The sequence below is a fragment of the Gimesia algae genome, from assembly GCF_007746795.1.
Classification (GTDB): domain Bacteria; phylum Planctomycetota; class Planctomycetia; order Planctomycetales; family Planctomycetaceae; genus Gimesia; species Gimesia algae.
The window spans coordinates 5,722,536-5,736,268 of the sequence record NZ_CP036343.1 but is presented as its reverse complement, the minus strand read 5'-3'; the positions used below and the strand labels follow the sequence as shown (position 1 = coordinate 5,736,268).

The window sequence follows — 13,733 nt, the reverse complement described above, 5'->3', positions numbered from 1 at the left end:
TATATGTTCAATTGATCCCGTTAAAGTCGGTGGTCTGAAAGCCACCGAAAAAGTCGTCTGTCGATTCAAGATCTGTATCTGTCAGGAGTTTACGTTCTCCCGGATTTAATTCTGGCTGCATCAGTGGGCTGTCAGGCGAGTGTTCATAGCCGAGCAGATGATTTAGTTCATGCAGTAGAACTGTCAATAAATCAATACGTCCAAAGGCATTACTAAACAACTGGGCATCAAACTGGCCTGCCGTTGATACATCAAACTCTTCATTCAGTAGTGGAGTCTGGTCGACAAACCAGCCCCAGCCTGCCGCGTTGATATCAAGGTAAATTGTGTTGTTTGACGCGTCTGCTTTGGCCAGCTGATTTTGAGGCAGCTGCACAATCTCGATTTTCACATCGGAGAGTGTTTCGTTCACAGAATCATCGTACACCGCGGCGAGTTGCTGTTTTGCCGCTTCGAGAACCGGTTCTGCCTCATCCGTGGTGAGGGCCGGAGCATTCGAATCTTCAGCGTTGATCAACGAGGCCAGCAGAAAATCCTGTTGCCAGACTTCTGAATAGTTCACAGGATAAACGACTAAGTTTGCGCCTCCCTGGACCTTCCCGTAATTCGACGCCAGCAGGATCAGATCGCGGTAATCCACTTTGCCCGATCGGTCGTAGTCAACGGCCCAGGCAATTTCTGAACCTGGGCTTCCGGGAGTCTTGTTATACGCTCCCACAAAGGCAATCAGGTCGCGGTAATTAATGACTCCATCATCATTCAGGTCATAAAGCGCCGGAACCAGAGTTAAATCAACGGCAGCTCCTTCGGTAACCGTGGCAGCTCCCTGCGAGGAAAGCAGAGTTGTGTTCGAGATCAGAAAATTCAGATTGGCAACCGGATGGATGTATTCTCCCTCTGCATTTAAAGGAATCTGGTTGACTGTCAGACGGACCCGCGCCAGCAGGACCAGTGTTTCAGCACCATAGTCAGCCAGGTCTGTGGCAGCGCCCAGTCCGGTGATGGCTCCTGTTTCATTATTGATACTGCCTGTCTGGTTCAAAGTAAAACCAGGGCCGTATACAATCGAGTCTGCCGTCAGGTACGTCGCATCAAAACTGAAGTCGACCTGAGCCGATGCAAGGCCGTAGTCCGAGGAATTGCTGATACTGACCCAGATTTCGACAATCACCGGGCTAAACTCATCAATAAAACTGGCATTGGTCGGAAGTGATCCTGTCTGACCTGAGATACCGACATTGGTCGCCTGCCATTTTACCGTCAGATCTGCACTCCCCTGAATTCCTTCTGCTTCAAAAGCGCCCATATCAATCAGGACGGTTGAATCATTGTTACCATCGATAACGCGGTTGACGCCTCTCTGGTCGAGCGTGAGTGCCGGATCAAAGGTACTGCCATCAAAGGCAGGATTTCCCGCGTCAATCGCAACACTGGTGGAGTTCAAAGCATGGGTCTGTGTAAGTCCGCCGTAATCACCCAGAGGGAGTAATGACGGGTCCTGATTTTCAATAAAATTCGTTGCGGATTCTATGTCGACTCCTTCCGTGTTTTCGATCAGGCTGTAACTGCCGGACAGATAACCATACACGTCTGCACCAACGGATAACGCACTATTATCAGCAATGATGCTGTTATAGACGGGGGCATAATCACCGGCAGAAAAAACTCCACCACCTCTCTCGCCGGCATGATTGTCAGCGATGGTACTGTTGTGAATGGCGGTACTGACGTAGTCGAAGGGGTCAGAATAGTAAATCCCCGCGCCGTCCACACTCGCTGAGTTTCCGGAGATAGTGCTGTTGATGATGAGTGAAGTAAAGGCACCATTATAAATTCCGCCACCCCTCCCCAGTTCCGCAGAATTCCGTGAGATCGTACTGCTGTGTATCGTCAGGTCTCCCCCAGTCTGGGCCAGGCCACCGGCATTTCCGGCACTCTGATTGTCGTGAATGGTAGAACCAGTAATCAGAGTCGTTGCCCCATCAATATAAAGGCCTCCCCCGCCCGCCTGACTTGGCGAAGTATTGTTGACGATTAGGGAACCGTTGATGGTCAGCTCACCATTCAACTGATAGAGTCCGCCTCCACTACCCGTCGAGACCGAGTTCAGGGAGAGTGTGCTGTTGATGAGTGAAACATTGGCATTGGAAGCATAGATGCCACCCCCACTACCTTCCACGTCATTGTCGTCCAGTGTGGTGTCTGTCAAAGTGACCGATCCGGAGATGCTGGCGATAGCTCCCCCTGAAGAGTTCTGCGAGCTATTGGACTGAAACAAGGAGTTACTGATTTCCAGGGTTCCCGTGTTATAGATCGCACCGCCGAAGCCGTTTACGGAATGGTTATTCACCAACTGGCTATTAATCAGAGTCAGATGTTCCGCATTAGAGATCGAACCCCCGTCAGTATTGCCCTGTCCATTCGTCAGTTTCAGATTCTGCAGGCTGACTTCCAGAACATTTGCGTCTGTATCTGTAATATTGAAATGGCGGTTTTCCGTGGTCATATTTAGTGTCAGCAGAGGCGCACCCGCTTCAGACGTGGGGGCAATGATAGTGATGTCGTCGCTGATGGAAAGCACCTCTGTCAGGCTGATCGTGTTTTCCTCACCATTGAATAATTCCGGATCGAACATGATGACGTCAGCCCCATTGCCTTTCGGGGCTGCGTCAAAAATGATATCACGGTTAGCCGCATGTAATGCTTCACTTAAGGAGACTTTTTGATCCGCTGTAACTTTGTCTAGAAGTGTGGTGACCAGGATCACTCCTTCCGGAGCGATCGAGAAATTCACGGTCGCCGTATTTGAAACCAGCCCCAGATTGTCTTTCAAGCGATACGTAAATGACCCCAGTCCCATGTAACCGGAACCGTCTGCGGTGTAATTGACCGTGCCATCGGCATTGGCGGTCACAATTCCATGTTCAGGCTGCTCGACTATTTCAATGGAAGTAGTGTTTTCATCCACGGTTCCGCCACTGTCTGTATCGTTTGTCAGCAGGTTACCAGTAGTGGGGGTCTCACCCTGCATGGCAAAAAAGTCATCGTTGGCCACGGGGGGATTGCCCACAAGGACGGTGAGTACCTGGTAGTCAATATCACTCCGGTTAGGGAGAATTCCGACTGCCACAGTAATACTATAGGTCCCCGGGGCTAAACCTGCAGCAGGTTTGACAGTCAGCAGGCCGGAACTGGAGTGGACGGAATAGATCAGCTCGGGATGTGCGTCGACAGGAACGTAAAGCTCATAGGCGTTGAGATATGACTGGTCCATAAAGACAAAATAGGTATTCCCGTTCGTTGCATTAAGGTCGATATCGGTCGCTTCCAGCTGGTAAGTGATCGTCGCACCGGGGCTTACCTGCAATGTGGGGATATCGGAGAGATAAGGATTGGCATTTTCGGAATCTGAAAGTTCGCTGATCGCATCAGGCGTAACATTGACCTGAAACTCCCGCTGTGAAGTATTCCCGTCTTGATCCGCGACTGTGACGGTAATCGTAGTGGAGCCGGTATATCCTTCTGCTGCAGTCAGGACCAGCGTACCATTATCCAGGTCGGAAAAGACATCGACTGTTTCCATCGTGATGGAAAAATTGGGGGTTTGACCAGTGACCGAGATATTACTGATCGCTTCGCGTACGTCTTCTCCTTCAATCAGATAGCCAAATATAGTGTGCTGAAAGTCAAGGTGCCGGGAGGGACCTTCCGTAACGAAAAACTGGGAATCATTTGTGTCATCATCAAGAGTCTTTGCCATTGATAACAACCCGGTTTGCACGTGTTGCAGTTCAGGGTGGAACTGATCATTGAAGTAACCGAGGGTGGTAACTCCTGATCCCGTTCCGGTGGGATCGCCTGTTTGAATCATGAAATCATTGACAATGCGATGAAAAATGACATCGTCATAAAAACCGCTTTCGGCCAGTAGGATTATCCGCTCTGCGGCACGGGACGAACGCCCTTCGAACAGTTCGAAGACCATGTCCCCATAGCCTTCCACCGAGATTCGGATACTGCGGTTACCGGTCAGGACCCGTGCTGAAATCTGATTATTGCTGCTTTCGACTGTGTAGGTCAGCGCACTGTTTTCCGAATCATATCCATCCAGGGCGACATGCAGTGCTGTTCCTGAATAAAAATTCTGGTCGTCTATTGCTTTCAGGAATGGATCGTCTGACAGAGGAATCGCAACGCCGGTTGCTGCTGCCAGATCTGCTGCTGAATTGATCGTGCTACCGTCAATCAGAGTTCCGTTGTCAAGTTTCCAGACAGGGCTTACGCTTTCAATTCCCTCAGCATCAGCTATGGCGTTCAATTCACGATTCACATCAGTGATTTCCACAAACTGCAGAAACTGAGCGCCATCTTCCAGCATCGTTTTTTGTTCTGTGGTGTTGGCATCCCAGGCGGCACCGTAGAGTGTCACATTCGCGGCTGTTAACGCCTGGGCGAAGGCGACCAGATCCTGGCCACTGAGCAGCGTGCGGTCTTCCAGCTTTTCTGTGGCTGTGAGAGGAGCGGTTGTGGCTTTCAGCCGACGATGGTGTTTACTTCGCCGCGGGCGCCACAGGTTATCGATGAGTTTTGAGATCATTAAACTGGTATCTTTATATTACATATATCTTTGTTGTCGAACTTGATTCAAAGGCAACTGCTTCCATCTGTATAGAAACCAACCTGACTGTTCAGTTAATGATTTTAAAGCGGTAACCATACGTAACAAAACAGGGAAATTGGAATGTTTTCAATGTTTGGTGAAAATGTGTGGTATGGGTGACTTGTTTGTGTTTGACATATACATAAAACAATCTGCACCGAAAATGACGTTTGGGAGCAAAATTCCTAACAAAACGGTCAGAATGACAACGTGATCTGTTTAAATAAGACAACAAACTGTAACAACTTACTGCATCTACTCATTTTCTGGTCGTCTGGTGAGAATCAGTAAAAAAGTTTTTGTTGTCGCTTCACTGACTGATTAAAATAAGTAGCACCAGCAGTCAGATTATGGTGTGGTATAGAATGTAAGTCATATCATATGAATGGTTTAAGAGTTTTTGTCTGTATGTCTGTCGGCAAGTCTGTGATCATTCACTTTAGAATACGTTAAGTTGTTCTTCTAAGTTACTTTTCAGTGTTTTGAGCGTCATAGTACTGAAAGCAGCGTCCGTTGATTTCCTGACACATCGAACGATTAAGTTTGAGTGTGTTTTCGTTCTGGTTGTTTTATTCCGCTCCTGGAGGCAGTTTGAGCATTGCATCACACAGCTATCACTGGATGAAGACAGGTTTTCGCCCGGCGAAATCGCGTCTCTCCCGCTGGAACGCTACATCCGGTCAGATCATGAAACGTTGTGAATCGCTGAAAAAAATGACCGACGACAAACTGGAACGCTACTCGCTGGAATTACGCTGGCGTGCAAAATCCGGCGAGCCGCTTCGAAAAATTCTGCCGGAAGCGTATGCCCTCGTACGGGAATCCGCCTGGCGAACCTTGAAGATGGAGCACTTCCCCGTGCAGCTCATGGGGGGAATTGCCCTGTTCGAAGGAGGCATTGCCGAAATGCAGACCGGTGAAGGCAAGACTTTGACAGCCGTTCTGCCTGCCTACCTGCGTGCGCTGATGGGAAAAGGTTGTCATGTGATTACAGTCAACGACTATCTTGCCAAGCGTGACTCCGAAATCATGGGACCGGTGTTCAATAAGCTGGGGCTTTCGGTGGGCTGTATCACATCAGATATGGAAGACGAAGATCGGCGGATCGCTTATGGTCTGGATGTGACTTACGGTACGGCGAATGAAATGGGATTTGATTTCCTTCGAGATCGGATTCGTATCGGAGCTTCTGCCCCCGGTCAGTTGGAGCAGGCTATTACCAATCATAAAAACTCCGGAAAAGAACCACTGGTCCAGCGTGGAAACTATTTTGCTTTGATTGACGAAGCAGACAGCGTACTAATTGATGAGGCCAGAACCCCGCTGATTATCGGGCTGATTCAGCCGAATGACGCAGCCTCCGTGAATTTGTTCCGCTGGAGTAACCGGGCCACTCATCAGCTTGAATCGGAAGAGGATTACGTCTACGAACCCAAAAAACGTTCATCCTATCTTACGGACTCGGGCTGTCGCAAAATTCTGCTGATGGCGAAACCTTCTCTGCTGGATTCGATTGATACAGAACGCATCTATAAACAGGTCGAACAGTCGCTGGTCGCTCGATTCGGCTTTCTGAAAGACCGTGATTATGTGGTCGTCGATGATGAAGTTGTGATTGTCGATGAATCAACGGGACGTATGATGGATGGGCGTAAATGGCAGGATGGACTGCATCAGTCTATCGAAGCACAGGAACATGTCCCCATCACCGCAGCTACCGGCCAGGCGGCCCGTATCACTGTACAGAGCTTTTTCCAGAACTACGCGCATCTGGCGGGGATGACCGGTACCGCTGCTATGGCGGAAAAAGAAATCCGTAAAACATACAAAGTCTCCGTGACTTCGATTCCCACGCATCGCCCCTGTATTCGCGAAGGGAGCAAGGCGCGGGTCTTTAAAACGATGCAGGCCAAACGGATGGCTGTCGTGGAAGAGATTGAACGTCTACGGTTAAAACGCTGTCCGATTCTGGTGGGTACACCTTCTGTCGAAGCGTCAGAAGCACTCGGCGACCTGCTGGCGATGAAGGCTATTCCCCATCAGATCCTGAATGCAAAATACCATGAACAGGAAGCCGAAATCGTCAGAAAAGCGGGTGAACCGGCACGTGTAACCATCGCCACGAATATGGCCGGTCGCGGTACCGATATTCTTCTGAAGGATGATGTGCGTGAGAATGGCGGGCTACACGTGATTGCAACAGAGATGCACACCTCGGCCCGTATCGACCGTCAGTTGATCGGTCGATCCGCCCGGCAAGGCGATCCCGGACACTATCAGTTCTTTCTCTCACTGGAAGACGAATTGCTTCGCTGCCTGGAAATGAGCCAAATCGAGAAACTTGCGAAATCTGCCAAGGCAGACAAGAACGGGGAACTCCCAGCGGGCTGGTTGTCGTTCTTCAAGAATACGCAGGATTTCCTGGAGAAGCTGCATCGCAAACAGCGTCGCGATATGCTCAAACAGGAAAAGAATCGTATCGAGATGTTCCACAAAATGGGACTCGACCCCTATCTGGAATGGACCGAGTAGTCACTCTGATCCTTAAGTATTTGTAAACCGTTTCTGTGCATTCTCCCAGGTGATCTGTTTTTCGATCTCCATTCCCAGCTGTGACTCTTTGAGTTTATTCAAACTGGACTCCAGATAGAAAAAGGGAAAATAGGAACCGAACAGGATTTGTTCGTATGGGACCTGCTGCATGATTTTCTCGATCCCGCCTACGCCTTCCAGCATGGCAATCTCAATGGTCAGATTCGGGTTTTCGGTCAGTCGGGTCAGGCTCGCCCCCCGCAATGACTTCATACCGTTCAGAATCGTGACCTGCAGATTCTGCTGTTCCTGCATCAGTCCCGGTAGCGCTTCAAAATTCACATCGGGAATCTGCATTAATTTGTGATGCGTGCGGTTGTCTTCCATCCGCATGGCGATCTGAATAAACATCCCCCGTTCCGCAGCCATCGCGAACAGTTTTTTTACTTCCGGACTGTTCAATTCATACTCATGGTAATTGGGATGCAGTCGGATGCCGGACATTTTCCATTGTTCGTGACAAGTGATGACATCGTCTTCCCAGCCTGGCAGCGCGGGGTTGATACTTCCGACAGGTAGCAGCAGATTAGCGCCCTGTGACTTGCAGTCGTCATAAAGTCGCTGATTCACAGCCCGAATATCTTTATGCAGCAGCCCGTCAAAACTGCCGGCATACGCGCGGGAAATCTGGTTGCGTTTCAGTTTGCTCACCAGTTCCGATGTCGTGTCGCATGGCAGCCGACGAAAGGGCCAGCGGGAGAGATACACATTCACATCGCAAATCATACCTTGATCCCTTTCTCTTTGAGGATGGGAGTCAACAGGCGTTTGAGATTGCCTCCCAGAATCAGACGTTTGGAAACTTCAGGGATGTCGGCTCCCTGAACCTTGGCCAGTTGAGAAGAAAAACTGCGACCGCCGATATCACTGCCGTACAAAATGCGATCGGCGCCCAGCGTGCGGACCGCCATTTCCGTGATTCCGGCAGTCGGGTCAGAACCACCAATGCCAGCATACACGTTGGGAGAATCCTGGATCGCCCGCAGCCCCAGTTCATAGTCACCCCCGGTATGACCGCAGATCAGTGGGACATCGGGATGCCGTTTTGCCATTAACGCCAGATCACCGGGCGTCGACTCTCCAATTAGATTGCCCCCGGTTTTGTACCAGGTATGCTGGTAGATTAACGCTTTCAGCTCGGCAGCCCGTTTAATAATTGGATCAATCGAGGGATCATTGCAGCGACTGGCAACCCACAATTTGACTCCGATCATCGGGCCATTTTTCACACAGCGATCCAGTTCTGCAATACTTTCATCTACATACTTTGCATTCAGATACACAAAGCCGAAGGCCCGGTTATGCCAGTGACTGATTGCCTGAAGAACCTGATCGTTCTGCTTGCGAAACTGTTCCGGCGTGGGATCGGTTGCAAACGGCCAGCCCATGAAAAAAACGAGTCGTTCCACGCCCATGCGGTCGGCGTAGACCATCAACTGCGCAATGCGCTCATCGACGGTTTTGCCATCCACCCCGGACAGGTGGCAGTGTAAGTCCCAGATCATAGGTAACTCTTTCCGATGTCAAACAGTCAGGGAGCAGTTAATTGAATGCTCGCTTTGGGCGGGTTGGCATATTGCTGCCAGATCGCATCAGTGCGGGCGAGTGCAGGCCCGTCATGCACGAGAAACCGATACTGGCTGATGTGTGGTTTTCCCGGATCGATTTCCCAGTCTCCCAGGGGACAGGGGGTGAATACCATGTAAGGCATGGAAGGATGAATCCTTACCGGTTCCGGAAAGCGAAAATTATCGGGACTGGTGAGAATGGTAAACCCACTCCAGGGAGCACTCGGATCGGATCTGCCGGAAATGTCACACCAGCGGGCTCGATCATGGTTGCCATTCGCCCGGGTTTTGCCGTTCGAATTCAGAAACGCACAGTTTTCTTTCGTCCATCCCCGACCTCCGCGGATGGCCATGCCACCGTAATGATATTCAGGTAGCTTCAACGGAGATTCGGTCGCGCACCGTAGATCCGAAGTAATATCGTACATCCAGAAGTCAGGGTCTTTCACTGGTTGATTCCAGACGCGAATGCTCCACGTTTCCAGTAGAGCGGGAGTTTCTGATTCGCCTGTCAGATCCACATGTTCCTGTGTTACTATGAGATCCGCATAGACTGGCCCCGTCTGTTTTGTGACCAGGTTTTTAAATCGAACCCGGCCTTTTTTGCTTTTGATTTCCCAGAAATTGGTCGGGCGTCCTTCAAAGACGGCTTTCGTAAATGCCAGGAACTGTCCGCTCTGGTGGGCATGGTCCGGGGGAAATTCATCCGACACGATCTTTCCGCCAGGCGTCCAGAGAGGATGAATATGAGCGCTGCGACCATACAGCGGATCCAGGGGTTTGGGCGGCTCAATGTGTTTATAATTGTAGCTCAAAACCGGGCGATCACCGATCATGATCTGATAGGCTTTGTCGGTCTCCTTAATCGTCAGTTCCTGTCGCGGGGAAGCAGAACCGGCTCGGATTTGAAATACGCGCGTTTTACCAGCGGCTGTTTTACCAGGGGGAATCCACCAGAGTAAATCTGCAGACTGTTTTTGTTTTTCAATCTGAGCGGGAATCGCGGTCCTCTCCGCATCTGCTGTCTCAATCAGAAAAACCTGCTCTGCAGTGAATCCCGTCTCCGGAAGTTCCACACTGACGGGTTCATTTTCGAGTGCTGACTTCCCCGCCGTGAAGCGGACTGTTCCCAGCGTCTCTTCAGCGGCTGCCAGTTGATTTGTTGCAGAGGAAATCAGAATCAATATTAAAAAGAGGGGAATCTGTAACCAGTTTTGGGATAATGTCATTTCAAACTCTCGGTAAGGCCAGAGCGTCGCTCTGTAACTTTCAGTAAGCGTTAATCCATGCTACCGAACCACTTGTGTCAGATGCAATATTGGCTTTGCCGATAATCGGGAAACGGACTGAAGAACACGCCCCTGTTATTCGATCTGACGTTGTTTCCTGACTTCATGCAGCAGCTTTCCCTGTTCGTCATAGAAGCGAAACTGCAATTCAGCTTTCTGCCCTTTATCTTCTGGTAGTACTTTCACATACAGAAAACCACCGGATGCCGGCTGAGACGTGTAAGGTTGTTTGACGATGCCTTCCGGATCGGTCCCTTTTTTGTCTCCCGGATTCACTCCCAGACGGGAATTCGCATCCACCAGCGCACCGGTTGAAAATTCTTCGATTCCGGGCGGTTGTATGGAATGATATTGCCAGTGACGATCACCACAGACCACATAAAAGCCGCGCTGGTTCAGGCCTTCCTGATTGAGCCACTGGAAAAATTCATCGCGCTCGTGACGAAAACCTTTGATGTTGGTGTGATTGTCTTTTTTGCTTTTGCCGTCCGGACCAATCATCGGCGTGGGAGAGATCAAGATTTTGAATGTGGCGTCCGACTCTTTGAGGGTCGTCTTCAGCCAGTCACGCTGCTTCTTTCCCCAGATTGTTTTATCTGGTCCATCAGCGGCACGATTCGGGCTGCGATAATCCCGGTTCTCGGTAAACCAGACCTGCAGCAGTTTTCCCATGCGATACGTTCTGTATGTGATAGGATCGGTGGTAAGTGGATCCACGATCGGTACCTGTTCCCGAAAGATGCGCAGCCCCAGATCATTGTTCGGTTCACGTTTTCCCGTCAGATCACAGTCGTTATAGCGGAAGTCATGATCGTCTTTTTCCCAGTAAGTAGGCACACTCGAAAACAGATCGACATACCGCGGCTGCACAAACTGCTCATGCCATTTTTTTCGCATTTCAGCGGGTGTCTGGGCGGCCGGTTTGGCTGGGTGATCGTAATATACATTGTCACCCGTGCCGACAAAGAAGTCCGGCTTCAGTTTCAGAATACTCAGCAGAGCCGGGTAGCCTAGTTCTTTGTCTTCACCCTGGTAAGCAGGACGTTTCCCCAGCCCATGATGAAAGGCATTGAAGTTCATACCGGTTACCACTACAAAGCTGATCTCTTTCGCCTGGTCAGCAGCAGGCAGCGTCTCGAAGGTATTCGCCGGTCCGTTCTGTGTCGTATTCTGATTCGGTCCGTACTGGAGACGATAGTAGTAGCGCGTTCCTGGTTTCAGGTCTTTTACCCGCGTTTTCAGCATATAGTCATGCTCTGCTTCCGCTGTCAGCCAGTCGGTAAAATAGGAGCCAGAAAAATTCGGATGTGTCGAAAGCTCGAAGCGTCCGACACCTGCGATGCCGGGCAGATCTCCCGTTTGATCCAGCTTCTTCGCCGTAAGACGCGATTGTAAGATCGCGGAATCCGTATTCACTTCTCCAGCCATTTCCCCCTGTTTTCGATCCGGGAGATCAGCGACTGCGTCTGGCAGGGAAACGAAGAGTGTGAGACAGAAAATCAAGCAGAAACTCAGGACTCGTACGGGAGCGGGCACGCTCATCTGGTTCTCTCCTCATCAATGGTTAGCAGAATGAATACCAGGTATTGGCTGGAATACAGGCTAACCGAAGTCGAGAGTGGACTTCAACTCCAGCGGCTATCACGGCAGCAGATAAGGGACCGTATAATAATAGACGGGTACCTGGCAGGGACAGGATTGTCCGGGTGTGGCAGGGGGATTGGGAGTGATGGCCGGTGCAGACGCCGTGGGTTTGGTCGCCTTGGTTTCCGGCTGTTTCGGTGCAACTGGTTGTTTCTGGGTTGCCGGTTTGGGAATCACATTCTGAACCAGCATCATTTCATCAAGGGACAGTTGGTCTGAAGACAAGGTTGCCTGTGAGGTCACCTTACCCGCTTTAACCGCTCTGACACGTGCCTGCAATGTTCGCGTTTCATTCGCTGCCAGCTGCGCCAGCGGGAATGATAACTGCCGTCCCTGTTCATGCATCAGTCCTTCGGGCAGATCCAGATGCAGGTCTACTCCGTTTTGAGCCTGACGACCACGATTGCTCACTTGAATCTCCAGAGGAAAGACCTCTCCTTCTGCGACCACATCAGGTCCTTTGAGCTTCAACTCCAGCGACGGAGCTGAAATCTCTGTGGTCGTAGCGACATTCGAAACCAGTTTCACCAGGGAACTGGTTTCCACGCTTCCTTCATCCGCCAGATACACTTTGACTTGCAGTTCCCGTTCTTCCTCCGGTTCCAGTCGCGCGATTTTCCAGCGTAACTGGTTACGATTGACTTCAGCCGGCGGAGTCAAATCCACCAGGCTTGCGGCGGGGGAAAGTGTCTCATTCACATCCAAGTCAAACGCGGTTGTCCTGCCCCGGTTTTTCACAATGATCGAATACGTCAGCGTATCCGCGGCGGTTCCCTGCTGGGGAATCGTCTTTCTGATTTCGACGTGTAGCTCTTCCTGCTGTTCGGGATCGGGACGAACGGGCTCCCTCAAATCTGGCGCGCGAGGTTGTTCCTGACCGACCTGCAGATGTTCGTTGCCTGTAATCCGTTCATGGTAGAGCGTGGGGCGAATGGTGGCCTGGGACTGTGCCTGAGTTCGTTCCAGATTGACCAGGGTCCAGCTTTCATCAAACAGAAACCGGTCTCCCGGTTCCAGTCGACTCACCTGGTCACCTGCTGTGATCACTGCTTCGACTACAAACGGCTCATCCATTCCCGGGTCACGCATTTCCCGTTCAATAATTCGGATTCGCTGAACATCCAGCGTCAGCTCTGGTTCAGCAGTCGACGGCTCGGGTGGCAGTTCGAAATCTGGTAACACTATCGGTTGTTCACGCGGTAACATGAATTCGTCGCGCGCGGGTGTCGCTGCGATATGCTGAGGAAGTTCACCAAAGGAAACATACAGCGGGTCCGTTTCTGCTAGCACAAATCCATCTGCATCTGGAATTTCTACCGCGATTCGTGAATCTATCAGGTTGTCTTCTACTGGTTCCGCGTATTCCACTTCCAGGGGAGCGGGTGTGAATTCTTCCGCAACTTCGATGTCAGATGGTTCATCGGCGGGCATCGCCAGTAACAGCAGGACCGTCAGGATGATGGCAATCGCGCCCAGTGTCGACGCGACCGACCATTCCGGAGCACTACCAAACAGAGCTTTGAACTTGATTAACCAGACGGGAGCGTAATCTTCAAACTTGAGGGAGAGATCATATTCGACGGCGTCGTCTTCGATCTCTGCGGAATACCAGTCCGATTCACTGGATTGTTCTGTGTTGATCTCCTCTGATACCTCGCGTCCGTTCTCTTCAGACGCGGCATCTGAAAACGCGCGGTGACTCAAATCTGAGTTCTGATCATCAGCTGGGGGCATCACAAAATCAAATCCGTTGCTTGTGCCTGTCGCCGTTCCTGGCAACAACCGTCCCAAAACAAAAAAAGTAAAGATACACAGTGCGTGAAAATTAGCAAAAAGAGCCCGCAAAGGGAAGTGCGATTTAAATTCGCCCGGAATACAGCAAGTTTTTGTGAAAATAGATAGAATTGGATATCGACTGAGAATATCCTGTAATGCGTCGACATAAACATAATGTAACTAATGGTCCATCAACCCTGCCTT

The 13,733-nt window shown here is 50.6% G+C and carries 7 protein-coding genes; 1 reads left to right on the top strand and 6 read right to left on the bottom strand.

All coding sequences use genetic code 11. The features are described from left to right. Positions 1–7: 7 nt before the first annotated feature. Positions 8–4,597, bottom strand: a complete 4,590-nt coding sequence (locus tag Pan161_RS21425; RefSeq protein ID WP_197995448.1) for a peptidylprolyl isomerase — start codon at positions 4,595–4,597, stop codon at positions 8–10. A gap of 654 nt (positions 4,598–5,251) precedes the next feature. On the opposite strand from Pan161_RS21425, the gene Pan161_RS21420 reads away from it, so the two are divergent. Continuing rightward, on the top strand, positions 5,252–7,192 hold the full coding sequence (locus tag Pan161_RS21420) for a preprotein translocase subunit SecA (RefSeq protein ID WP_145230692.1): 1,941 nt from the start codon (positions 5,252–5,254) through the stop codon (positions 7,190–7,192). 12 nt (positions 7,193–7,204) lie between these two features. Here Pan161_RS21420 and Pan161_RS21415 read toward each other — a convergent pair whose 3' ends face one another. From Pan161_RS21415 to Pan161_RS21395, 5 genes are all read right to left on the bottom strand, one after another. Further along, positions 7,205–7,978, bottom strand: a complete 774-nt coding sequence (locus Pan161_RS21415) for an amidohydrolase family protein (RefSeq protein ID WP_145230690.1) — start codon at positions 7,976–7,978, stop codon at positions 7,205–7,207. Continuing rightward, the gene (locus Pan161_RS21410; protein ID WP_145230688.1) at positions 7,975–8,757 is read right to left on the bottom strand and encodes an amidohydrolase family protein; all 783 of its coding nucleotides are present in this window, start codon (positions 8,755–8,757) and stop codon (positions 7,975–7,977) included. Before Pan161_RS21410 ends, Pan161_RS21415 begins: the two co-directional genes overlap by 4 nt. Before the next feature lie 26 nt (positions 8,758–8,783). Beyond that, on the bottom strand, positions 8,784–10,049 hold the full coding sequence (locus Pan161_RS21405) for a DUF6807 domain-containing protein (RefSeq protein ID WP_145230686.1): 1,266 nt from the start codon (positions 10,047–10,049) through the stop codon (positions 8,784–8,786). Between the two features lie 135 nt (positions 10,050–10,184). After that, positions 10,185–11,651 carry an alkaline phosphatase D family protein gene (locus Pan161_RS21400; protein ID WP_145230684.1) on the bottom strand — a complete coding sequence of 489 codons (1,467 nt, stop codon included), beginning with the start codon at positions 11,649–11,651 and terminating at the stop codon, positions 10,185–10,187. Positions 11,652–11,750: 99 nt separating this feature from the next. Further along, on the bottom strand, positions 11,751–13,487 hold the full coding sequence (locus tag Pan161_RS21395) for a DUF11 domain-containing protein (protein WP_232103780.1): 1,737 nt from the start codon (positions 13,485–13,487) through the stop codon (positions 11,751–11,753). Between the last annotated feature and the right edge of the window lie 246 nt (positions 13,488–13,733).